This window comes from Paenibacillus sp. FSL R5-0473 (genome assembly GCF_038004565.1).
GTDB lineage: Bacteria > Bacillota > Bacilli > Paenibacillales > Paenibacillaceae > Paenibacillus > Paenibacillus amylolyticus.
Genome location: NZ_JBBORL010000001.1, coordinates 3136971 through 3160305, shown reverse-complemented (window position 1 = coordinate 3160305; position 23335 = coordinate 3136971). Strand labels below are relative to the sequence as shown.

19 protein-coding genes are annotated in these 23335 nt (G+C 47.6%); 12 read left to right on the top strand and 7 right to left on the bottom strand.

Features of this window, described 5'->3' with window-relative positions; translation table 11 throughout:
- From hxlB to MKY28_RS13465, 11 genes are all read left to right on the top strand, one after another.
- Positions 1-564 carry a 6-phospho-3-hexuloisomerase gene (gene hxlB, locus MKY28_RS13515; protein ID WP_036608850.1) on the top strand — a complete coding sequence of 188 codons (564 nt, stop codon included), beginning with the start codon at positions 1-3 and terminating at the stop codon, positions 562-564.
- A gap of 267 nt (positions 565-831) precedes the next feature.
- Positions 832-1191: a winged helix-turn-helix transcriptional regulator gene (locus MKY28_RS13510; RefSeq protein ID WP_062833989.1), complete on the top strand. Its 360-nt coding sequence runs from the start codon at positions 832-834 to the stop codon at positions 1189-1191.
- Positions 1192-1510: 319 nt separating this feature from the next.
- Positions 1511-3313 (top strand): oligoendopeptidase F, encoded by a 1803-nt coding sequence (pepF, locus tag MKY28_RS13505; protein ID WP_340936187.1) that lies wholly within the window; start codon positions 1511-1513, stop codon positions 3311-3313.
- A 110-nt stretch (positions 3314-3423) separates the two neighbouring features.
- The gene (locus tag MKY28_RS13500) at positions 3424-3939 is read left to right on the top strand and encodes a DUF2500 domain-containing protein (protein ID WP_339188018.1); all 516 of its coding nucleotides are present in this window, start codon (positions 3424-3426) and stop codon (positions 3937-3939) included.
- A 235-nt stretch (positions 3940-4174) separates the two neighbouring features.
- Positions 4175-5668, top strand: coding sequence for a rhamnulokinase (locus MKY28_RS13495; RefSeq protein WP_340936186.1), 1494 nt, complete (start codon positions 4175-4177; stop codon positions 5666-5668).
- A 1-nt stretch (position 5669) separates the two neighbouring features.
- Entirely contained in the window at positions 5670-6431 is a 762-nt protein-coding gene (locus MKY28_RS13490; protein ID WP_340936184.1) for a DeoR/GlpR family DNA-binding transcription regulator, read from the top strand.
- Between the two features lie 113 nt (positions 6432-6544).
- Entirely contained in the window at positions 6545-7273 is a 729-nt protein-coding gene (locus MKY28_RS13485) for a (Fe-S)-binding protein (protein WP_017688927.1), read from the top strand.
- Entirely contained in the window at positions 7270-8787 is a 1518-nt protein-coding gene (locus tag MKY28_RS13480) for a LutB/LldF family L-lactate oxidation iron-sulfur protein (protein ID WP_340936183.1), read from the top strand. Before MKY28_RS13485 ends, MKY28_RS13480 begins: the two co-directional genes overlap by 4 nt.
- Positions 8777-9502, top strand: a complete 726-nt coding sequence (locus MKY28_RS13475; protein WP_017688925.1) for a LutC/YkgG family protein — start codon at positions 8777-8779, stop codon at positions 9500-9502. The genes MKY28_RS13480 and MKY28_RS13475 overlap by 11 nt, the downstream gene beginning before the upstream one ends.
- A 216-nt stretch (positions 9503-9718) precedes the next feature.
- Positions 9719-10273, top strand: coding sequence for a glutathione peroxidase (locus MKY28_RS13470; RefSeq protein WP_340936182.1), 555 nt, complete (start codon positions 9719-9721; stop codon positions 10271-10273).
- A gap of 300 nt (positions 10274-10573) precedes the next feature.
- A complete protein-coding gene (locus MKY28_RS13465) occupies positions 10574-13747 on the top strand; it encodes a bifunctional cytochrome P450/NADPH--P450 reductase (RefSeq protein ID WP_340936181.1) in 3174 nt (1057 codons plus the stop codon).
- Positions 13748-13946: 199 nt separating this feature from the next.
- On the opposite strand, the gene MKY28_RS13460 is transcribed toward MKY28_RS13465, so the two are convergent.
- Entirely contained in the window at positions 13947-14369 is a 423-nt protein-coding gene (locus MKY28_RS13460; RefSeq protein ID WP_340936180.1) for a hypothetical protein, read from the bottom strand.
- Between the two features lie 123 nt (positions 14370-14492).
- On the opposite strand from MKY28_RS13460, the gene MKY28_RS13455 reads away from it, so the two are divergent.
- Positions 14493-14837 (top strand): hypothetical protein, encoded by a 345-nt coding sequence (locus tag MKY28_RS13455; RefSeq protein ID WP_340936179.1) that lies wholly within the window; start codon positions 14493-14495, stop codon positions 14835-14837.
- 172 nt (positions 14838-15009) lie between these two features.
- Here the strand turns inward: MKY28_RS13455 and MKY28_RS13450 are convergent, their stop codons facing one another.
- From MKY28_RS13450 to MKY28_RS13425, 6 genes are all read right to left on the bottom strand, one after another.
- Entirely contained in the window at positions 15010-16665 is a 1656-nt protein-coding gene (locus MKY28_RS13450) for an MGH1-like glycoside hydrolase domain-containing protein (protein ID WP_340936178.1), read from the bottom strand.
- A gap of 23 nt (positions 16666-16688) precedes the next feature.
- A complete protein-coding gene (locus MKY28_RS13445; RefSeq protein ID WP_340936177.1) occupies positions 16689-18020 on the bottom strand; it encodes an ABC transporter substrate-binding protein in 1332 nt (443 codons plus the stop codon).
- 38 nt (positions 18021-18058) lie between these two features.
- A complete protein-coding gene (locus MKY28_RS13440; protein WP_340936176.1) occupies positions 18059-18898 on the bottom strand; it encodes a carbohydrate ABC transporter permease in 840 nt (279 codons plus the stop codon).
- 5 nt (positions 18899-18903) lie between these two features.
- On the bottom strand, positions 18904-19818 hold the full coding sequence (locus tag MKY28_RS13435; protein ID WP_340937922.1) for a carbohydrate ABC transporter permease: 915 nt from the start codon (positions 19816-19818) through the stop codon (positions 18904-18906).
- Positions 19819-19934: 116 nt separating this feature from the next.
- On the bottom strand, positions 19935-21491 hold the full coding sequence (locus MKY28_RS13430) for a response regulator (RefSeq protein WP_340936175.1): 1557 nt from the start codon (positions 21489-21491) through the stop codon (positions 19935-19937).
- Positions 21466-23283: a sensor histidine kinase gene (locus tag MKY28_RS13425; RefSeq protein ID WP_340936174.1), complete on the bottom strand. Its 1818-nt coding sequence runs from the start codon at positions 23281-23283 to the stop codon at positions 21466-21468. The genes MKY28_RS13430 and MKY28_RS13425 overlap by 26 nt, the downstream gene beginning before the upstream one ends.
- Positions 23284-23335 lie beyond the last annotated feature (52 nt).

Sequence of the window (23335 nt, the reverse complement as noted above, 5' to 3'; positions counted from 1 at the left end):
ATGAGCAAAACACAGTACGCAGCTGACATCTTGAAGGAGCTGGAACGTACGTTAAGCCAGATCGACGATGCAGAGATGCAAGCGATGGCTGAGCACATTCTGGCTGCGGAACAGATTTTTGTAGCAGGAGCAGGCCGGTCAGGACTTATGGGGAAGGCTTTTGCCATGAGACTGATGCAGATGGGGCTTCGTGTATATGTGGTGGGCGAAACCGTAACACCTGGGATCAGCTCGAAAGATTTCCTCTTGCTGTGCTCTGGCTCAGGAGAGACAGGCAGTCTGGTGGCCATGGCTCAAAAGGCTAATCAGGCTGGTGCGCCTGTAGGTCTCATTACGATTAAGCCAGAGTCCACGATTGGGAAATTGGCAACTACGGTAGTGCGTCTCCCGGCTTCAGCGAAAGAGGACACAGCAACTTCCGGAGCGGCAGTAACCATTCAGCCGATGGGCTCGTTGTTCGAACAAGGACTGTTAATCGGCATGGATGCTCTCATCCTTACGATGATGGAAATGAAGGGTATGACCGGAGCGGATATGTTTGGCCGCCACGCGAACCTGGAATAGTGAATAGATGAAAGACCGGAATCCTTTGATTATGAAGGGTTCTGGTCTTTTCTGCGATACATAATCATTCATCTGTATAGGTTTTATCCGTGATTTTCAGTTAAACTTTGCATCCCGACCAGGCTGTAGTAGAATTAATAGATAGCTGTATCGAATGAATGTACTTATTACATCATGCATGGAGCGGAAAGCTTACCTCATGTGTAGTGTCCCCGTGATATGTGTAATATACGCGATATAAGATTGAAGATGAGGGGGCTCGGAGCCATGGCAGCCGAAGTCAAGGAACGGATTAATCTGAAAGAAATCAACTGTGAGAAGGAATTGACCCTTGCGGTGATCGGTGGCAAATGGAAACTGATTATTTTGTGGCATTTGGGTCTGGAAGGCACCAAACGTTTCAGTGAGCTGAAACGCCTAATCCCTCATATCACCCAGAAGATGCTGACCAACCAGCTTCGTGAGCTGGAGGAAGACAAACTGATTGAGCGCAAGGTATATGCAGAGGTACCACCTCGGGTGGAATATACGTTGACAGATCACGGTCAAAGTCTGATGCCCGTCCTGCACGCGATGTATAACTGGGGTAAAAACTATGGTGAAAATGTAATTTGGAAAGAAAGCTAAATAAGTTATATTCAGAATGACCGCTAGGTAAATGGATACTTCCATAAACCAGCGGTTTTTTAGTTACTTTTAAATTTTGGACAGTGGATCAATAGTTTACTCCAAACGCAGCGGGCAGAAATAGACTTAAGAAGCGAAGCGTTCGCCTTTATCAACGGATTTTCACCTTTAAAAAAAAGAATCAAAAAATCCGGGGATAACAGTGATCGAAAGGCTATTCTGCCAGCGGAGTAATAAGGAGTAATCATTGTCATGTATAAATGAGCAGAATATGATACGATGAGAGATATTGGAAATGCAAGGAGGATGACAACTAAAGATGGAAAAAATACGTACACGTGCTGAGGTAAACCCAGAAACGACTTGGGATCTGAGAGACTTGTTTGTAACCGATGTAGAGTGGGAGCAGGAGCTTCGATCACTTCCTCAGGCTGCTGCCCAGATCGAAACGTTCAAAGGACGTCTGGGCGAAGGCGCTGAACAATTGCTGGCTTGTCTGGATGCGCGTGAAGCTTTGCAGGAGCGGATCGGCAAGACGGCTTCTTATGCTCGACTGAAGCAGTCAGAGGACAGCACCAATCCGGTCAATATTGAGAATTCAGCCAAGGCAGGAGATATCCTATCAAATCTGTCTTCGTCCTTGTCTTTTGTCAATTCGGAGATCGTTGATCTGCCGGAGGGAACCGTTGAACGTTACCTTGAAGAACTTCCGGGATTGGAGCCGTATGCGCGCAGTTTGGAGCGTTTGATTCGAGAAAAAGAACATCGGCTTACGCCCGAGACCGAGAAGGTACTCGCTTCATTAGGAGAGGTACTGGATTCGCCATACCGTATCTATCTGCGCGGTAAACTGGCAGACATGACCTTTGACGATGCTCTCGATGGAGAGGACAATAATCGTCCGTTATCCTGGTCATTCTATGAAAATAATTATGAGATGTCGTCTGATACAAAGCTGCGCCGTTCTGCTTATGCTGCATTCAGCTCGACATTAAATGATTACAAAAATACGTTTGCAGAAGGTTATGCAACCGAGGTGAAGAAACAGGTTGTTTTATCCAGGCTGCGTGGTTACGACGATGTTACAGATATGCTTCTCAGCCCACAGCAAGTGAGCAAAGAGATGTACAATAATATTCTGGATATTATCCAGCAGGAACTCGCACCTCATATGCGCAGACTGGCGGCTCTCAAGAAACGTGAGCTGGGTCTGGACAAACTGATGTTTTGTGATCTGAAGGCTCCGCTTGATCCTGAATTTAGCCCTGCCATTACATATGATGAGGCGTGCATACTCATTCGAGAAGCACTTGATGTGCTTGGGCCGGAGTACGGCGAGATCGTAGAGCGCGCATTCAGTGATCGCTGGGTGGATTACGCAGATAACGCAGGAAAATCAACAGGTGCATTCTGCTCCTCGATATATGGTTCACACTCCTATATCTTAATTTCATGGGCAAACAATATGCGCGGAGCATTTACACTTGCCCATGAAGTGGGGCATGCAGGCCACTTCATGCTTGCGGGACGTTACCAACGGCTCACGAATACACGGCCATCTCTTTATTTCATTGAGGCGCCGTCGACCATGAATGAAATGCTGCTGGCCGATAATCTATTGAAGCGTTCCGATAATCCGAGAATGCGTCGCTGGGTCATTTTGCAATTGTTGAACACGTATTACCATAACTTCGTTACACATCTGCTGGAAGGTGAATTACAGCGCAGGGTGTACGCACGCGCAACCAATGATGAGCCCATTACGGCAAAGGCGTTAAGTCAGCTCAAAGGAGACATCCTTTCCGAATTCTGGGGACCTGATCTGGTAATTGATGAAGGGGCCAAGATCACGTGGATGAGACAACCTCATTATTATATGGGATTATATCCATATACCTATGCGGCAGGTTTGACGGCTTCCACAGCGGCTGCACAGCAGATTCGGGAAGAAGGACAGCCTGCGGTAGATCGCTGGCTTGATGCACTCAAAGCTGGTGGAAGTCTCACACCACAGGAGTTAATGAAGCTTGCGGGTGTGGATATGTCCGGACCTGAGCCGATTCGCTCTGCGGTTGCTTATGTCGGCAGTCTGGTCGACGAACTTGAACGTCTGTATTCCTGATCTGGTTCATATAGTATATGGACAAGGCAGAACGGGTTGTCTGCATGCACCGCCTTCCTTGCGTGGGGGCGGTGCATCTTATTTTTGCAAGGGGAAAGGAACGATGATGAATGGCGTTAACAAGCGTGTCCTCATCGATGGGCCGATTAAGCGTAGACGGCTTTGGTGTGTTTGACGACATGAATGGAGTACCAGGTTTTGAAGGCAATCAGGGTGGTTTTTTTTCGGGATTTAGTGAGTTTGCTGCAATGAATGCATTTGCTTCGATTTTCATTGGTGCCATATTTCTCATCATTGCGGGAGTCATTGTTTTTGTTATTTTTTCAGGCATACGCTCAGGGATGTCAAATAACGCAGCAGCCTTGTTAACCCTGCACTCAACAGTGGTGGCTAAACGAACGGAAGTCTCAGGTGGAAGCGGCGATAGCAGTGCGACTACCCGGTATTATGTTACATTTGAATTCGACAATGGGGAGCGCACTGAACTGATTGTTGGCGGAAACCATTATGGCATGATGGTGGAAAATGATCGAGGGATGCTTACGTATCAGGGGACACGTTTCAAGCATTTTGAGAGAGATGTACAGCCCCAGTCGGGGATAAGTAAAAGCCAGTTTTATACGTGAGAAAAGAAATGCGGCTCCTCCCAGGTGGGAGAGAGTCGTTTTTGGTATACACAAGAGAAAGAAAAACCGAAGGGTATTCAAACGCTTACAATGGTGATATACTCGTAAAATAAAGTAAAACAGTATTAAACAAAAACAAACAAACAATAAATACAGAATAAAGTACAGGGTTACGGACTGAATCAAGTGATACCGTTTGGAAAATAGGATTGGTTCGAAAGGTTGGTGAAGCGCGGTGAGTGTGCTGGCTTATGATTTGGGCGCTGGGAGCGGGAGAGCGCTACTGGGACATCTGAATGATCGAGGGATCGAAACAAGCGAAATTCATCGGTTCAAGAATGAACCAGTGAAGGTTGGCAAGCGGATGCACTGGGATATTCTGCGATTGCATCATGAATTGTTGCAGGGGCTTACCTTGGTGAAACAGCAGGGAGAAAAGCCAGAGAGCCTGGGGATCGATTCCTGGGGCGTTGATTTTGGTTTGCTTGGCAGTAATGGTGAGTTGCTTGGTAACCCGTATCATTACCGTGATACACAGTTTAACGGCATGATGGATCAGGTACGCCAAGAGCTGAGCTCTCAGCGAATCTTCGAACGTACAGGGATACAGTTTCTTAGCTTTAATACCCTGTATCAATTGGCAACGCTTCAACGCAGCGGTTCCCCGTTGCTTCATGAAGCAGAGCGTTTTCTCATGATTCCGGATTTGCTACGTTATTTCCTGACAGGGGAAGCGGTGAATGAGTTCACCAATGCAACCACAACACAATTATACAATCCATCAGCGGGGCAGTGGGATAGTGAGTTGCTGGCGCATATTCGTATTTCGGAGAAACTGTTTGGTAAAGCCGTGTTGCCAGGTACCCGTGTTGGACAATTGCGAAGCAGTATCTGTAACGATCTGGGATTGTCCCCGATTCCCGTGATCGCTGTTGCGGAGCATGATACGGGTTCAGCCGTTGTGGCTGTTCCTGCAACGGAACGTTCATTTGCTTATCTGAGCTGTGGAACCTGGTCCCTGATGGGTACGGAGATAGATCATCCTGCGATAAGTAGCCAGAGTCTGGCCTTGAACTTCACGAATGAAGGCGGGGCGGGCGGAACATTCCGTCTGCTGAAGAACATTATGGGACTATGGATTTTGCAGGAAAGCATGCGGGAGTGGGAGCGCCAGGGGCAGGGAATTAGCTATGATGCGTTATTGGCGCAGGCGGAACAGGCACCTCCATTTGCCAGTTTGTTTGATCCGGATGATGAACTGTTCATGCCAGCAGGAGATATGACGACGCGTATACGTCAGTATTGCCGTGATACAGGGCAAGTGTTACCAGAGGATCAGGGGGCTATTGCCCGGGCAATTCTGGAGAGTCTTGCATTGAAGTATAGAAGAGTGCTGGAATGGACGGAGCAATTGTCGGGTCAGACGTTCAACGGATTGCATATGGTCGGTGGAGGCATCCAGAACCGCCTGTTATGTCAGTGGACTGCAAATTCCATTGGCAAGCCGGTATGGGCAGGTCCGGCAGAGGGAAGTGCCATCGGGAATATGGCTGTGCAATGGATGGCGAGCGGAGCTTTTAAAGATATCTGGGAAGCTCGTAAGGCCATTCGTGATTCATTTCCGGTAACTGTGTATGAGCCGCAGGACGGATCAATCTGGGAAGATGCTTACGGCAGATTTCTGCGTGTGACGGCTTCATCTAATTCACAAGCGGGGAGTGAGGTGTAACATGCTGGCAGCCGAGCGGTATGACCGGATTGTGGAGATGGTGAATGTAAAGGGCAGTATGCGTGTATCCGAGCTTAGTGAGCGCTGCCGGGTGACGGAGGAAACGATCCGGCGGGACCTGGATCGGTTGGAACAGGCAGGTCGACTGCGCCGATCTCACGGTGGTGCAGTGAGTGTGAAAGAAGATCAACCGGAGATCCCTTACCGGATCAGGGAGACAACTCATGCAGAAGAGAAAAAACGGATTGCACAAGCGGCTCTGACGATGATTAATCCGGGTGATCGCATTCTGTTGGATGCGAGCACAACGGCAGGTTATATGGCAGCGAACATGCCGGATTTTCCGCTGACGGTCTTAACCAACTCGATCCAAATCGCCACTGAACTAAGCAGCCGTGACAAGGTTGAGGTCATCTCAACAGGGGGACAACTGGCATCTCGCTCGTTGTCTTTTGTTGGGCCGCTCGCGGAGCGTTCTCTGGAAACGTATCACGTGGATAAAATGTTCATGTCGTGCAAAGGTGTACATCTCGAAGGTGGAGGAATCAGTGAATCCAATGAACTTCAGGCAAGGCTGAAGCAGAAGATGGTTGGCATATCCGATCAGGTCATCTTACTTGCAGATGCCAGTAAATTTGGTGTACGTGCTTTTGCCCGAGTATCCGGGTTAAATGCAGTCCATACGATCGTTACCAATCAGCCATTGGAGGCTGAACAGACAGAACGTTTGAATGGATACGATATTGGTATCATCACGGTTTAATCTTTTGGATTTTATCTATATAAATTGAACTACACAAATATACGAAACGGAGTGTCCAGTGTAAATATTCTTAGTCAATTTATCTACTAATCAGTTAATAGGAGCGTGTAATTATGAAGGTCTCCTTATTCATTACCTGCCTCAGCGATGCCATCTATCCCCGAGTGGGGGAGGCCATGGTCAGATTGCTCGCCGCTCATGGCGTTCGGCTGGATTTTCCGCCGGTGCAGACCTGCTGCGGTCAGCCTTCCTACAATAGCGGGTACTGGGATGAGACTCGGGTAGCGGCCAAAACGATTCTTGAAGCGTTTGACGACAGTGATTTTGTGGTATGTCCTTCGGGATCGTGTACGTATATGATTCATCATTATCCCGAGCTGTTCGCGGATGAACCAGTATGGTTGGAGAAGGCAAAACGATTGGAAGCCAAAGCTTATGAGTTTACTCAATTCCTCGTTCAGGTACTCGGGATAACCGATCTGGGCGCACATTTTCCGCACAAAGTAACCTATCATCCATCCTGTCATGGCAGCCGTCTGCTGGGTGTAAAGGATGAACCGATGGCGCTGCTCTCTCAGGTGAAAGGACTGGAATTGGTTCCGCTTCCTTTCGCTGAGGATTGCTGTGGGTTCGGGGGTACGTTTGCCATTAAAATGTCCGATATTTCGGGAGCGATGGTGACGGAGAAAGTTGATCATGTCAAAGAGACACAAGCTGAAGTGCTGGTTGGTCTGGACATGGCCTGTCTGATGAATATCGCAGGTAATCTGCGTTATCGGAATGAACCGGTGCGTGTGATGCATCTGGCGGAACTACTGTATGAGGGGGTGCGAACAGGATGAGCCAACCGGGAGTTATGGATACTACGGTCAAAGAACGTGCCGGACTGGCCTTGAACGATGATTTTTTGCGTAAAGCGGTCAAATTCACGACAGAACGATTGCGTAACGGAAAGAAGTCTGCCTCAGAAGAACATGGGAATTGGGATGAATGGCGGGATCGTGGCCGTCAGATTCGCCTGCATACGATTGCGTATCTGGATTATTACCTGAATGAATTTGTGAATAACGCCCGTGCGAACGGGGTTCATATTCATTTTGCAGATACATCGGTGGAAGCAGCGGCGATTGCGCTGGATATTGCGGCGCATAAGCAAGCTTCTACGGTGGTGAAGTCCAAATCGATGGTGTCGGAAGAAGTACATCTCAATCATGTGCTGGAGTCGGCGGGCATTGAAGCCATTGAGACCGATCTGGGTGAATACATCATTCAGTTGGCAGGCGAAGCCCCATCTCATATTGTCATTCCAGCGATCCATAAGAACCGCTACCAGATTGCAGAGTTGTTATCCAAGGAAGCGGGTGAAATTCTGGAGCCGGACACAACGGTACTTGCTGGATTTGTTCGCAAAAAGCTGCGCGAGAAATTCCTCGAAGCAGATATCGGCATGACCGGCTGCAATTTTGCAATTGCAGAGACGGGTTCCATGGTTTTGTTCGAAAATGAAGGCAATGCCCGTATGGTATCCACTGTTCCAAAAACGCAGATTACACTGATGGGCATGGAGCGGATCATCCCGTCGTGGACGGATCTGGAGGTCATGGCAACCTTGTTGCCACGCTCCGCAACAGGTCAGAAATTAACGATGTACATGTCAGGCATCACAGGTCCTCGCCGTACAGCGGATGCGGATGGGCCGGATGAAATGCACATTATTATCGTGGATAACGGTCGATCCCTTCAGCTCGGTGATCCCGAATTCCAGGAGTTGCTGAATTGTATTCGTTGCGGTGCTTGTCTGAATGCTTGCCCGGTATATCGTCATATTGGAGGTCATGCCTATGGCGGCACCTATAGTGGTCCGATTGGCGCAGTACTGACTCCTGCACTCAATGGCAACATTGATGAATGGAACGATATTGCGGGTGCTTCAAGTCTGTGCGGAGCCTGTTATGAAGCATGTCCGGTCAAAATTCCGCTACATGATATGCTCGTTTATCTACGTAGGCGTAAAGTGGAAGACGGCCATGGAAACAAAATGGAGAGCATGGGCATGAAGGGTTTTGCTGCCGTGGTTTCCAATTCCAAACGCTTCAGTGCGGCCATACGTCTGGGACAGATCGGGCAGAAGGCGGTTGTACGCAACAACGGCATTTCACTCAAATTGGGTCCACTTAAAGGCTGGAACAATTATCGGGTTGCGCCAAGCCTAGCCAAGAAATCCTTCCGGCAACAATGGAACAAGCTGGATCAGGAACTGAACCAGGAGCAACCGGCCATGGATTCTTCCGTTCGCAGCCGTATGGAGCAGATTATTCGTGAACGAGAGGAAGGGGAGGATAAGCATGGTCACTGAACATCAGCAATGGCTCGCACAATTGGAGAAGAAGTCCATGGAGAAACAGGAGCAGTTCATGAATGACATTGCTTCGAAATTGAGGAGACCAAGGCAACGCCATGCGCCGACCCAACCCTTTCGGGGAGCACCCGATTTTTGGACTGAATTGGAATGGGATGAAGAGAAGCGTATTCAAGCATTTACGGATAACTTTGTGAGTGTAGGCGCACACATCGCCCGGGTTCAGAACATGGAAGAAGTATCTCAATTTATTGCCAACAAATCTCATGAACTGAGTGCCAGGTATATCATTCGTCAGAATGAACAGGCGTTACAGGATCTCGGATTGGAAGAGCAGCTTCCGGATGTACAGATCTCAGTCTGGAATAGTCAGGCTGATGAGAATTGGAAGGCTCGGGCAGCTGAGGCGGATATCGGTGTGGTTATGGCGGATTATGCAACAGCATACACAGGCTCGGTCACTGTGCTTTCTTCACCGGAAAAAGGTCGTTCAGTCAGTCTCTTGCCTACGGTGCTCATCATCATTATTCCAGTAGATCGACTGTACACCAGACTGGGTGAGACGCTGGATCGATTTGACGAAGCGGGAAGAGAGAATCTTCCAGCAGGCATCCACTTTATTTCAGGGCCAAGCCGATCTTCCGATATTGAAAATGATTTAACCATTGGCGTTCACGGACCAGGCATTGTATATGGTTTAATAATGGGTTAACGGTGTGTTGAGCGTGATGGCGCATCATGATTTTGATAACTGTCCGAGATGCAGTATTTGACTGCAGAGGGCAGTTTTTTATTTTTTTTCACTATAGTTAAAAACTATTAAAATTATATTAATTATATATTTCACCTATTAATAATAGGGGTGTATAATCCATCTCAAGAGCGAATTTATATGAGGTACAAAAGAGAAAGAGGAGGATGAATACAGATGAGTATATTTTCTTACCAAGTTCCGTTTATGGAGGGATACAACGGTGATTTTTCTGCTTTTAAAGGGAAGGTTCTGCTTATTGTGAATACAGCAAGTCGGTGTAGCTACTCCCGGCAATTCAGTGAACTTCAGCAGATGTATGAGAAATATGGTGATCAGGGGCTGGAGATTCTGGCGTTTCCCTGCAACCAGTTTAACGACAAAGAACCTGGTAGTAGCGCTGAGGTAGCTGAGTACTGCAGAAGTCAGTTTCAGATATCCTTTCCGATTTTGGAGAAGGTTGAGGTCGTTGGGCAATCGATGCATCCGTTGTTCCGTTATCTGATTGAAGAAGCCCCATTTCAAGGATATGATCTGAACACGAAGGAAGGACAGTGGATGGACACCTTTGTGAAGGAGAAGCATCCAGAATTGTATCAAGGTGACGGCATCAAATGGAATTTCACCAAATTCCTGATTGATCGCAGTGGGAACGTCCATGGCCGTTATGAAACGACAGTAGCTCCATTAGAGATGGAGTCAGTTATTCAGAATTTGTTGAAGAAATCATAAGTATACCTTAATCCCTGTCCTGAGGTCCTATGACTTTGGGACTGTTGAAGATTAGAACTGGAAATGTTAGGGTAAAAGAAGATAACGAAGTCCTCCATTTTTTTTGATCAAAAATGACCAATATACTATTTCGGTCAGTTAGTTCTTTGAATGGTTTTATCGTTATCTGGATGAAATATGAAAATGTGCAAAAAATAACTTGAATCTGTTGATCTGAAGAGTAAGTGTAATCGCGTCTGTAAATCAAGTCATTATTTTTTAGTTGTAGAACTCTTAACTTGGAAAGAAGGAGTGAGTGTCATGCCACCAATTTCAGTGCCTCAACCAAAAACATTTGGCCCACTGGGCAATTTGCCGCAATTGAACTTTGAAGAGCCGGTGCAATCCTTGGTGAAACTGGCTGAAGAATACGGACCGATCTTTCGTATGGAGTACCCCGGACGAAGTGAATTGTATATTTCCGGTCACGAACTGGTCGCCGAGGTAACAGATGAATCCAAATTCGACAAACGGGTGTGGGCACCCCTTGCGAAGGTTCGTGCTTTTGCAGGAGATGGGCTATTTACGAGTTGGACCGAGGAGCCGAATTGGAAAAAAGCCCATAACGTACTGCTGCCAAGTTTCAGTCAACGTGCGATGCAGGGATATCACAACAAAATGATTGATCTGGCTGTGCAGCTGGTTCAGAAATGGTCACGATTGAACCCGGATGAGACGGTTAACGTTCCGGATGATATGACACGTCTTACGCTTGACACGATTGGCCTGTGTGGGTTCAACTATCGGTTTAACAGCTTCTATCGGGAAGAACCACATCCATTCATTACGAGTATGGTTCGTGCGTTGGATGAATCCATGAGTTCATTGCAACGACTGCGTCTGCAAGACAAGCTGATGATCACCAAAAAGAAACAGTTTGAACAGGATATCCGTTCCATGTTCTCTTTGGTGGATCACATTATTGCCGAGCGCAAAGAGAAACCGCAGGAAGGCGCAGATGATCTGTTGTCCCACATGCTCAGCGGCAAGGACCCGGAAACAGGAGAAACGCTGGATGATGAGAACATCCGTTATCAGATTATTACATTCCTGATTGCTGGACATGAGACCACAAGTGGACTGTTATCCTTCGCCGTTTATTATCTGATGAAGAATCCGGATACGCTGGCTAAAGCACAAGCTGAGGTGGATCAGATTCTGAAAGATCCGGTTCCCACGTACAACCAGGTTCGCAATCTGAAGTATGTTCGCATGGTTTTGAATGAAGCACTGCGGTTATGGCCTACGGCCCCGGCATTTTCCCTGTATGCAAAAGAGGACACGGTACTTGCGGGTCAATATCCTTTGCAAAAAGGAGACAGTGTCAGTGTACTTATTCCCAAGCTGCATCGTGACCGCGAAGCCTGGGGAGACGACGTAGAGGAATTCCGCCCGGAACGGTTCGAAGATCCGAGCAAAGTGCCGCATGATGCCTATAAACCTTTTGGTAACGGTCAACGGGCCTGTATTGGTCAGCAGTTTGCACTTCAGGAAGCAACGCTGGTACTGGGCATGGTGTTGAAGCATTTTGACTTCATAGATCATTCGGATTATCAGTTAAAAGTGAAAGAAACGCTGACGCTCAAACCGGATAACTTCACAATTCGTGTACGTGCGCGTGGCGGGCAGCCAGTCATGGCCGTTCCGGGTGTAGCGGTTGAAGAACCAAAGCCAGTTGCCAAAAGAACGGAGCCGGATGCAGCCAATGCCCACCACACACCGATGCTTGTTCTGTACGGTTCCAATCTGGGTACCGCTGAAGGCATTGCACGTGAAATTGCAGATACCGCCAGATATCAGGGTTTCCGGAGTGAGGTTGCTACGCTGGATGATCGTGTTGGCAAACTGCCAAAGGAGGGTGCCGTCATTATTGTCAGTGCATCCTATAATGGTCAGCCGCCAAGTAATGCCAAGATGTTTCTCGAGTGGATCGAACATGCAGATGCGAATGAATTCAAGGGTGTGCGTTTCGCCGTTCTTGGATGCGGTGACCACAACTGGGCCAGCACCTATCAGCGTATTCCGCGTTTAATAGATGAACAGTTATCTTCCAGAGGAGCAGAGCGGTTATCACCGCTGGGTGAGTCCGATGCCAGTGGAGATTTCGAGAAACAGGTGGGGGATTGGACAGAGCAATTATGGCCAGATCTCGCACGAACGATGGGACTGAAACTGAACACAAGCTCCAATAGCGAACGCAGTTCCCTATCTGTACAGTTTGTCAGTGGGCTCGCCGTAACACCGCTTGCGGATACGTATGATGCCCATGTGGCAGAAGTACTTGAGAACAGAGAGCTTAACGACGCGGGCAGTGAACGAAGCACACGTCACCTGGAGATTAAATTGCCTGAAGGCATAACCTACAAGGAAGGGGATCATCTGGGCATTCTGCCACAGAATCCACCGGAACTTGTGGAACGTGTATTGCGTCGTTATGGATTCACCGGAACGGAGCATCTTGTTCTGGATGCATCCGGTCGCAGTGCCGCGCATCTGCCGCTGCAACAACCAGTGAACCTCTATGATCTGCTCAGTCATAGCGTTGAGCTTCAGGAGGCGGCAACTCGTGCGCAGTTGAGAGAAATGGCAGCATACACCGTATGTCCACCGCATAAGAAAGAACTTGAAGCGCTGCTTGATGAATCTGTGTATATGGATGAAGTGCGGAATAAACGGATCTCCATGCTGGATTATCTGGTGAAATATGAGGCATGTGAACTGCCGTTTGAGCGTTTCCTTGAATTATTGCCTTCACTAAAAGCCAGATATTATTCGATCTCCAGTTCACCGCGTGTTCAGCCCGATCAAGCGAGTATTACGGTCAGTGTTGTGCGCGCCCCAGCATGGAGTGGACAGGGAGAATACAAAGGCATTGCGTCCAACTATCTGGCTAACCTGAAACCGGGTGACGAGATCGTCATGTTCACGCGGACACCGGAATCCGGCTTCCAACTGCCGGAGGATGCACAGGTTCCCGTTATCATGGTAGGGCCGGGTACCGGTGTTGCTCCATTCCGAGGTTTCTTGCAGGCGAGACATGTATTGAAGGAACAAGGTCAAGAGGTTGGCGAAGCCCACCTGTACTTTGGATGCCGGAATCCCGAACATGATTACCTGTACAAAAATGAACTGGAAGCAGCCCAGCAAGAAGGGCTTGTGAAGCTTCATACGGCCTTCTCCCGTGTAGACGGGGAGGAGAAATGTTATGTACAGCATCTGATGAGAGACGATGCCCATCATCTGATTCCTTTGTTTGAAGAGGGTGCGCATCTGTATATCTGCGGTGATGGCAGCAAGATGGCACCTGATGTGGAAGCTACACTCCAGCAGGCATACGCTGATATTCATGGCAAATCCGCGAAGGAAGCAGAAGATTGGCTTAATCAGCTTCAGCAGGAAGGTCGTTATGCCAAGGATGTATGGACAGGCATCTGATGTACACATGTGAAGGGTCAGCTTGATCCGTAACTGGCTGAGCGGTGAGATACAGAAGTAGTTCTGTTCTCACCGCTTTTTGACATAAAATGATTCTTCAGCAGATAAGTGGTTGCATGGGTTATAATTATATATTGGAAGGGAGCACCCGTATGCAGACATTTGGGAACCATTGTATGGCTTGCGAAAAGAACCAGCTTTACTTCCGCCTACAAGCCCGTTTCAGGTTTTTTCTTCCGGTGGTTGGCCGATAGATCGACTCGACGCTGGAGAGAGGAAATAAAATACGGGAAGGGACTCTGCCTTTTCCCTGGAGTTCAAGATAATCCAGTCCCACGCCCACAAGTCTGATATTGTTAAATGCATTCCTGGAAGGGAAAGTCGTGCGGATTCCCACTCTGACGCCTCGCCGTGTTCGAGGAATATCGAATACCCGAATGGAATTCAGACTGAGTGGAATGAATAACTGCCGGTTTACTTTGATAAACTGCCTTGGATAGACACGACGAATACGTCCCGGTTCCAACCCGGAGAGTGGAGTATTCAGTTCTGCAAGGTGCCCCTGGAGTTCTGCCAGGCGCTGCTGAAGTGTTTTTCCAGTATGGAGATGCTGCCAGCTCATAAGTATTCCTCCGTTCGCCATTTGTACCTAGTATATGAAGGAACGGGGTCGGAAGGTGTACGTTTGATAGCCCATGTTCGTTAAGGCTAACGGGGTTTCTTTTATAATAGAGGAGTGATTCACATGATCGTAGAGATGTATAAAGACCTCATTAAGGATGAGCGTGGCAATTATTATCTAGCAGTGCAGATCGAGGGCAATGAGCTTACGCTCGTTAATGCTTTCGTCGAAGCGGCATTCACACCTGAACTGATCTACAATGAAGAGTTTCGTACCAAGCATAAAGAGATGGAAGGCGGATTTGTAGGCAAAATTGCGATGGACCTGCTAAGGCATGATGTGGTCATGGGGATGAAGCAAATCGACCGCAAACTGTTGAACTTGTCGGATGTGGAACAGGAGTTCACGGTAAATTATATTGATACGATTGAATTTTATCGCCACCCGGCGTGGAACCGGAAGGTGTAAGGTGAAACTCATCTCCTCTGTAACCAGAGAGAGAATGATTTCCGCAGTGGTCGTCAATTTCTATCTTGTGTCCTTATGAATAAGAAATAAAGAAATATAAACGCGCAAAAGGGAAAAGCGCAAGTGCAGGGGAAGTATACCTCGGCAACTTGCGCTTTTTGCATACAAACAATTAACGATACGTAGGATGGATGATGCCAATATCGCGCTCGGTGCTCAAATTTCCATCAGCATAACGCTGCATTTCATTTCCTTTGACCCGAATCGGAATGCGCTCTCCTTGATAGAAAAGCTCTCCCTCAACGGTGCGAACGCTCATTCCAATAACGCCTTCCAGATGTCCACTATGATCCGTCACCAGTCGAATCCCTGACGGGACATCCAGATGAACCTTGCCATCCAGATATACCGTCATGCGATCAGACGTGTTGACCAATTCATATCCTACTCCGTTGACTTTCCGGCTATAAGCTGTGTTGCCAGATACGATCTCGCCATGATCCATGTCGATGGGGAGCAGTCCGGTAAACCAGAGCTGATTCGATCCAACAGGCATAATTCCGCATAGTCGCTCCACATAATCGAGGAGACAGAGGATGGAGGGTGAGTACGTCTCGGTAAAACCTTGTTCTCCGGTCCAGGGGCTTAGTACCTGACCAAATCGCTTATCTTTGGATAGAGCGGACAAGATAGGCTGCATTACCCAGGTTAGCTCCACATATCGATGATGATACTCGAATGCGTGTGGCGCCCGAATCAGACTCAGGAAATTGGATGCCCCTCCCCAGCTGTTATAGGAGGAAAAGGGATCAAATCTGGGATCATCCATTGAAATCGATGTAAACGGGTATTTAGCGAAAAACTTGCTTGTATTCAACAGGTACCGACGCAGTAGGTTATCGAATAATTCACGGTCGCCCACCTCGCAGGCCATTACGCGGAGCAACACATCAGATTGGACTCTGACCAATTCGTCATTGCGATCCCGATCATAGAAGAACATATCCTGTTCGTCGTAACAATAACGGAAGAGACTTTCCAGGCTAGACTCGGCTTTTGCTTTCCAATCCGTTCCCGATTCTCCCAGTTCTTCAGCCATACGGGACAGATACATGCGCTGACAATAGATATTGGCGGTCAGATCCGGTGCCAGAAAAGGCAGAATCGGAGAATCCGGATGATAGGCAGAAGCATCATTCATATAAGGTGTATCCGGAACATGCCAGAATCGCGGGGATAAGTCATGTCCGGTGTCAAACGTACTGAAGGCCTCTACACAGCCAGTTCCTCGGGTATCACGGTTGCGTGCAATCCACTCATCGTAACGAACCATAGCCTTATACATCGTGTTCAGGAAAGGCGACTGCTTCCCATGATTGCCATGAAGCTGATAGTGGTTCCATACACTGCGTGCCAGCGGAGTGACCAACTGGATTTGCCGGAAAGAGGGTCCGTTTGCCGTGAGTTTATACGGGAGCAATCCATCTGCTCTTTGCTGCTTGGCAAATGCGAGGTACGTTGTTTCGGACACGGAAGGCAGCAGGCGAGACAGCAGCTCTGCATTGATGGTACCTGTGCTCTCTAACCAACATCCCAGATAGATGCCACCTTCTTGTAAAATAGGGTCGTTGTCTCCCATGGGCAGGATACAAGCAAGCAAATTCTCCACCGCTGCATAATACGTAGCTTCCAGTTGTCCGCCCGATGCCGCAAACCGGATACCCGACGCATGCCATTCTTGTAATAACTGCTGATCTTCCGGTTTAACTGGCTGAACTTGATCCATCATCGAAATGTTGCGCAGCCGATTTAATATCTCTTCTGTCATATGTTCCTCCTCACAGCGTCTGCTTATTGATTCGATTCAAAAATCCGAACGGTCCCGTTATAGAAGTCGGAGACAGCTTGCTCCACACTTTTTCGTCCAAATCCGATCTCCTGATTTGTCGTCTGAGCTAACTTAGAGAACTCTGCAAATCCAGGAGGGTTGTAACTCACGTCAAAAGGTTCAGTCTTCGTAGCTTCAGAGACAAGGTTTGTATAGTTATAGACAATCTCCTCCACAGGGCCTGCACCTTCCTGAAGAAGATTTCGATTGGCTTCCGTAACGGGCACGCCACGGTCATTACCGAGGATTTTGGCTGCTTCAGGATCATGTATCCAGAAGTCCATTAATATAGCTACTTCCTTCGGATGTTTGGTATTTGCATAACCCGATAATCCCTGACTGGATTCAAATACAACCCCCGTTCCCTTAGGGCCTCGTGGTACAGGGAGTAGCACCAGAGGATCTTCCGTCAAGCTCTGGAATGCAGCAAGTTGGTTGGATGGTAGTAGAGTCATGGCTGCTTTGCCTGTGATTAACAGGGATTTACTGGTGTCATCATGCGGGTTGGACACCTGCAATTCCGGTGTGACTACACCGCCGGATGCCGAAGTCTTCTCCCAATACTGGAACCATTCCAGAATGTCTTCCTTGGCGAATCCGAGTGTGCCATTTTTCATGTCATACAGTTGTTTACCCCTTTGTTTTAGATAAATATCCATCCCGTCGACGGTAAAATTGTACGTTCCATAGAAACCGTCTCCGAGCTTGTCGGACAACTCTTTGCTAATGGCGACATAGTCCGCCCAGTCCCAATCCGAAGCTGGCAAAGGCACGCCGGCCTTCTCAAAGAGTGCCTGATTCACAACAATTCCCCGTGCGTTTGCACCGGCAGAAATATGTTGTAGCTTCCCGTCGAGACGTCCGTATTCGATCATGGTTTCATCCATACCGTCCAGATTCAGTTCGTTGCCTACATACGGGTCCAGATTGAGCAGGACATCTTTTTTAGCATAGTCCACGACATTTCCCCCAAGGAAAAAGATATCTGGTGCTGTGCCTGATGCCAACTGGGTATTCAGTTTGTCGAAATATCCGGAGGAGGGTGCAAATTCACCTACAATTTTAATATCCGGATGTTTCGCCTGAAAGATCTTCAGGGCTTCATTCGTAATATCTGCCCGTTTCTGGTCACCCCACCACATAATGCGCAGTTCGACCTGTCCGCCCTCGGTAGTTCCATTATCATTACCATTACCATTGCTTGCATCATTAGTACCGGTATGGTCTGTTCCGGAGCAAGCTGTTACAAATAACAAAAGTGAAGTGATCATACCAATCATGAAACGTTTGAACATGGTAAATCCCCCTGTCTATTGATATGAGAAACGTGTTGTTACTTCAGACCTGTTGTTGCAATGCCCTCAAGGAAATATCGCTGAAATAGTAAAAAGATGATGGTCACGGGAAGCAGTGACAGGGTGGACATGGCGAGTAATGCGCCCCAATCGGATTGTCCTGACGGATCGAAGAGAGAGCGAATGCCCAGCTGCACGGTGAACAGATCGATTTTGCTCAGATAGATCATCTGACTGAAAAAATCATCCCAGCTCCACAGGAAGGTGAAGATCGCTGTTGTAATCAGTGCTGGAACGAGCAGAGGCACTACGATTCGGAAAAAGATCTGTGATTGCCCACAGCCGTCAATGGTTGCACTCTCGTCCAGCTCCCGCGGTATACCGCGTATGAATTGAACCATGAGCAAGATGAAGAAGGAATCCTGCGCGAGCCACTTAGGCAGAATCAGCGGGAAATACGTATTAATCCATTGAAGCTCATTATAGAGAATATACTGGGGCACTAGAGTAACATGGTAAGGTAACATAATCGTGACCAACATCATGCTGAACCACAGGCCTTTGTATCGAAACTTTAATCTTGAGAAAGCAAAGGCTGCAAGGGAGCAGGAGATCACATTACCCAGCACACTCATGACCGAGATCAGCACGGAGTTGCTGAAGAAACGGCCGAAGGAGATACCTTGCAGACCTTTCCAGCCATTAATATAGTGCTCCAGCGTGAAACTGGTAGGCAAAAGACTGCCACTGGTGAAAATGAGATGATTCGGTTTAAACGAACTGAGAATCAACCATAGTACTGGATATAACATCAGCAGACCGAAGAGTATAATGGCGGCATGCCTCCCGGCCTGAACCAGTTGTCGTTTGATTGGCATATGCATTACCTCCCCTCCTGATTATCCCCGTAGAACACCCAAAATCGGGATGTGATAAAGACGATTGCGGTGAATACCCCGATAATGACCAACATGATCCAAGCCAGAGCCGAAGCATAACCCATATCAAAGAACGAGAAACCTTTCAGATACAGATACAAGGTATAAAACATTGTTGCGTCGAGTGGACCTCCACGGCCATCCCCGATCACATAAGCTGGTGTAAACGCCTGAAATGAATTGATCATACTCATAATCAGGTTAAAAAAGATAACGGGGGAGAGCATGGGCAGAGTGATTCCAAAAAATTGACGTATCTTTCCCGCTCCATCGACATCGGACGCTTCATATAAGTCTGCCGGGATCTGTTTCAGGCCAGCAAGAAAGATGACCATGGCAGACCCGAATTGCCACACGGATAGTGTGATGATGGTATAGACCACATAATCTGGATGCGCAATCCAGGATGGACCCGAGATACCAAACCAGCTTAAAAACTGATTGACCAGTCCATTTCCCTCAAAAAGTTGACGCCAGACGATTGCAATCGCGACGCTGCCGCCCAAGAGGGAAGGGATGTAATATACAGTCCGGTAGATGCCGAGGGCTCGAATTCCCTTGTTCAGCGCCATTGCCACCAATAGGGCGAAGGCGAGCCTTAGTGGAACGGATAGAAAGACATAATAAAACGTCAGCCCAAGGGACCTGCGAAAGGTATCGTCCTCGGTAAAGATGTGAACATAGTTGCTAAGTCCAGTCCAAGTCGGTGATGACAGCAGATTGAATTTGGTCATGGATAAGTATAGGGACGCAACCATTGGTCCCAGTGTCAGACAGAAGAGCCCGATCAGCCAGGGTAGAAGAAACAAGTAGGCTGTGGTATTGTGCTGACCGTATAAGGGCTTGGTCTGTTTTTTCATCATGTGCCTCCCTTCTGAATGGGTAAGAATAATAGTCACCAATTATGAATCCGCTTACAACATACGGCGTTCTCTTGGTAACCACATCATACCGGGGAAGGGGAGAAGCTTGAATCTCATTTCTTCGGATCATGACTATCGATTTTTTCGGAATGCAGCAAGCGATAGTCTGACGGACTCATGTTGAACATTCTTTTGAATTTCGAGCTGAAATAACTTGGTGAACTGAAGCCGGTCAGTTCTGTAATATCCCACACGGTTAATTGGGTTTCCTTCAGCAGTTGCAAGGCGTGTTTCATCCGAACGCCCGTCACATACTGAATAAAAGAGGTCCCTGCACCTTCCTTAAACAGTTCGGAGAAATAGGTAGGATAATAGTTAAACCGTTCAGCGAGTAACGTCAAGGTTAGCTCCTGCATGTAGTTCTCCTCGATATATCGCTTGGCTAAGTCTATAACCGTCTCATCCCCATCTTCTGAAGGAAGTTGTCGACTCAGGAAGTCTTGAGCCCATTGCATTAATAAGCGTTCTGCTTGATCTGGCGTCTTAAGCCAAAGTATCCATTCCGGGGCCATAGGAAAATCCATCAACAATGAAATTTGAAAAATGCTTCGTGTCATTCTGGAGGGAGAAAGCTGGAATGCCTCGTGAAGTTCCTTGCGGATGATGCTGCGGAAGGAGTCCAGTTCCCCTCGAATGAGGTAACGATGCAGCTTGCGTGTTGTTTCTTCAGGTAGTAATGGACTATAGTCCGTTCCTGGCTGAGTGTTAGGCTCGCTGACAGCCCGTTCAGCTGAATTCCATGCCAGAAGGGAATGGATATAACCTTCTTTCCAGTGCTCAAGTCCGGATACAGAAAGTCCCATCCCAATCTTGAGTTCCATGGAAAAAACGGATGCCGTATGTTCGGTAAGCTGTTGGATGAATTCATGCTGCATACCATCTTGCACTATGAAATGCATGATGCCTGCGTGTGCCAAATCATGAAAAACCTGGACATTGTCTGAATCAGACTGGGCGATTTCATAACATACCATTTCGAAAGGAAGATGCATCTGCTCGTGTAATCGATCTTTTCGAATATCCGGCTTGTCCGATTGACTTATACTCGCGGTGATGAAACAGACCTTCTGATCCTGCCATGATTCGAGACGGAACAATCTGAGCCGTTCTGGCATGGAGGAAGGCGGTAGGCGATTGCCTTTGACGAGATCAAGAAGGAAACGTTCCTTCATTTCCCGGTAATACTGAGAGAGTCGCCATTGCATCAATTCGGAATCGCCTCGTATTTTACGTTTGTCATCCAGATCCGCTTTGATTTTGCCTAATGTGGCTTTCAATTCATCCCGGGTTACAGGTTTCAGTAAATAATCCATGACCTGGCTGCGGACCCCCGCTCTGGCATATTGAAAATCCTCATAACCCGTGATAATGATAATCTGAATGGAAGGGTTATAACTGCGGCAGACATCCAATAGTCTGATGCCATCCATGACAGGCATATTCATATCGGTAATCAGCAAGTCAAAATGTTCAGATTTCAAAAGTTCATCCGCTTCGATCCCATTAGAGGCTTCTCCTGTTATGACAAAACCCATGCCATGCCAATCGACTTTCAATTTTAATCCTTCGCGAACTTCGATCTCGTCATCTGCGATTAATACGTTGTACATCATATTCCTCCTGTACGGGTAGAGTCAGTTCAATGTAAGCTCCTCCGCGCTCATCGTTCTCCACATGGACCGTGAACAAGCCACCATAATGCAGACGACAACGAGCAATGACATTGCTCAGTCCAATATGCCAGCCTTCATTATGCAGTATGGATTCCAATGAGGAGGGAGCAACCGGATGTTGCAACTTATTGATTATTTCTGCTGGGATACCCGGTCCGTTGTCTGAAACGCTGATGTGCAGACGATCATACATCCGGTTGATCCGTATCTGTACCTGAGCTGTCGTCTGATGTTGGAAGCTGTATTTCACTGCATTTTCAATAAGTGGTTGAAGAATAAACTTGATGATGACCACGTAGTTCAGTGTACCTTCCAACGTTACTGAAATGTCGAGTTTATGACCGAAACGAGTCTGCAAAATGGAGATATAACGCTGCACATAATCCAGCTCTTCGGTTAGCGGAACACGGTCGTCATTGGTATTGATAGAAAAGCGCATCATTTTACCCAGATCCTCAATGACCTGAACCGTATCATCCGTACGGCGCTGAATGGCAAGGCTGCTAACCAGCTCCAGAGTATTAAACATAAAATGTGGATTAATCTGTATGAGAAGTGCCTTGTACTCTGCTTGCTGGCGAAGTAGTTTCAGTTCAAATTCATTCTGGATATGCTGCCGCAGCTGACTGATCATATAACGGAAGGTGAAGATCACATAACTGATCTCGCTCTTTACATTTTTATCCGGAGGCAGAAGTGAATCCGCTTGGTCAAAAGCACCTCGTTGAACCTGTCTCATCGCCAGCACCAGTCTGGTCAAAGGTTTGGTTACGCCGTGGGATAACCATGCAGCAGCCAAGAGGGAGACCAGAATCAGGGCAATCGTCACCACCACAATTGTGCTTTGGAGCTTATGGAGAGAGAGGTACAATTCCTTTTCAGGTGCGATACCCGCCAACATCCAGCCGGTACGTCCCAGTTTCTTGAATACAAGAATGTCTCGCTGTCCTTCCTGGTTTGTGAGGTATGCCACACCGGATTTGAGCGGGCTGTTTCGAAAACGATCGATCTCTGCGGTAGCTACAGCACCCAACGCGTCTATCTGTTGTGACAGAATAGGATTTCCTTGCTCGCCCAGTAGAAAAATAGTGCTACTCTCCGCAAGATGTATGCGCCGGAGCGGCTCCAGAAAATAAGATTCACTGACATTTACCTTCATGACATTCTGCGCTGTAGCATGATGAAAGGTGCCAATGGGCATCAGCAGACTGACCACCGGATTACCATGATCTCTGACACGTTCATGTTGATCGGTGTGTGCAGGTAACCAGCGTTCTCCCAACGTGTAAAAATTCGTATACCAGGATTCTTGTACAAAGGCAGGGTCATATGTTACCTGATTCTCGCTGCCAATTCGCAGTCCATTCCGACGATAGATGGATACATCCGAGATACTGGTGTAACTGTTGGTTGCCTGAGTAAGAAAACGGCTCATCGCAAGATTGGCCAGCATCTTTTCTCCTTCGGGCAGGTTCGGATCACCGATCGCGTTATCCCAGTTTTTGCCCATATCACTATTGAAAACAAGAGAGGCGACATCGTAGATCTGCATCTGCACCATGTCTACGTATGAACCGTATTCCTCCATTTTCTCAAGAGCAGAGGATTCGATGTAAGAGCGAATGACCGTGCGTGATTCCTTGAAGAGCAGGTAGGAGAGTGTGCCAAAAGCGAGGACAAACAGGACAACGATAAAGGCAATCAGACGGTTTTTTAAAGAGAAGAACATAGATTTCCTCCTTCTACCGAGTCGACTTGCGTGCAGATTAATTATAAAAGTA

What these genes read in the sequence shown, in the direction of transcription:
- hxlB (WP_036608850.1), top strand. Translation starts at nt 1, where the DNA reads ATGAGCAAAACACAGTACGCAGCTGACATCTTGAAGGAGCTGGAACGT.
- MKY28_RS13510 (WP_062833989.1), top strand. Translation starts at nt 832, where the DNA reads ATGGCAGCCGAAGTCAAGGAACGGATTAATCTGAAAGAAATCAACTGT.
- pepF (WP_340936187.1), top strand. Translation starts at nt 1,511, where the DNA reads ATGGAAAAAATACGTACACGTGCTGAGGTAAACCCAGAAACGACTTGG.
- MKY28_RS13500 (WP_339188018.1), top strand. Translation starts at nt 3,424, where the DNA reads ATGGCGTTAACAAGCGTGTCCTCATCGATGGGCCGATTAAGCGTAGAC.
- MKY28_RS13490 (WP_340936184.1), top strand. Translation starts at nt 5,670, where the DNA reads ATGCTGGCAGCCGAGCGGTATGACCGGATTGTGGAGATGGTGAATGTA.
- MKY28_RS13485 (WP_017688927.1), top strand. Translation starts at nt 6,545, where the DNA reads ATGAAGGTCTCCTTATTCATTACCTGCCTCAGCGATGCCATCTATCCC.
- MKY28_RS13480 (WP_340936183.1), top strand. Translation starts at nt 7,270, where the DNA reads ATGAGCCAACCGGGAGTTATGGATACTACGGTCAAAGAACGTGCCGGA.
- MKY28_RS13475 (WP_017688925.1), top strand. Translation starts at nt 8,777, where the DNA reads ATGGTCACTGAACATCAGCAATGGCTCGCACAATTGGAGAAGAAGTCC.
- MKY28_RS13470 (WP_340936182.1), top strand. Translation starts at nt 9,719, where the DNA reads ATGAGTATATTTTCTTACCAAGTTCCGTTTATGGAGGGATACAACGGT.
- MKY28_RS13465 (WP_340936181.1), top strand. Translation starts at nt 10,574, where the DNA reads ATGCCACCAATTTCAGTGCCTCAACCAAAAACATTTGGCCCACTGGGC.
- MKY28_RS13460 (WP_340936180.1), bottom strand. Translation starts at nt 14,369, where the DNA reads ATGAGCTGGCAGCATCTCCATACTGGAAAAACACTTCAGCAGCGCCTG.
- MKY28_RS13455 (WP_340936179.1), top strand. Translation starts at nt 14,493, where the DNA reads ATGATCGTAGAGATGTATAAAGACCTCATTAAGGATGAGCGTGGCAAT.
- MKY28_RS13450 (WP_340936178.1), bottom strand. Translation starts at nt 16,665, where the DNA reads ATGACAGAAGAGATATTAAATCGGCTGCGCAACATTTCGATGATGGAT.
- MKY28_RS13445 (WP_340936177.1), bottom strand. Translation starts at nt 18,020, where the DNA reads ATGTTCAAACGTTTCATGATTGGTATGATCACTTCACTTTTGTTATTT.
- MKY28_RS13440 (WP_340936176.1), bottom strand. Translation starts at nt 18,898, where the DNA reads ATGCCAATCAAACGACAACTGGTTCAGGCCGGGAGGCATGCCGCCATT.
- MKY28_RS13435 (WP_340937922.1), bottom strand. Translation starts at nt 19,818, where the DNA reads ATGAAAAAACAGACCAAGCCCTTATACGGTCAGCACAATACCACAGCC.
- MKY28_RS13430 (WP_340936175.1), bottom strand. Translation starts at nt 21,491, where the DNA reads ATGTACAACGTATTAATCGCAGATGACGAGATCGAAGTTCGCGAAGGA.
- MKY28_RS13425 (WP_340936174.1), bottom strand. Translation starts at nt 23,283, where the DNA reads ATGTTCTTCTCTTTAAAAAACCGTCTGATTGCCTTTATCGTTGTCCTG.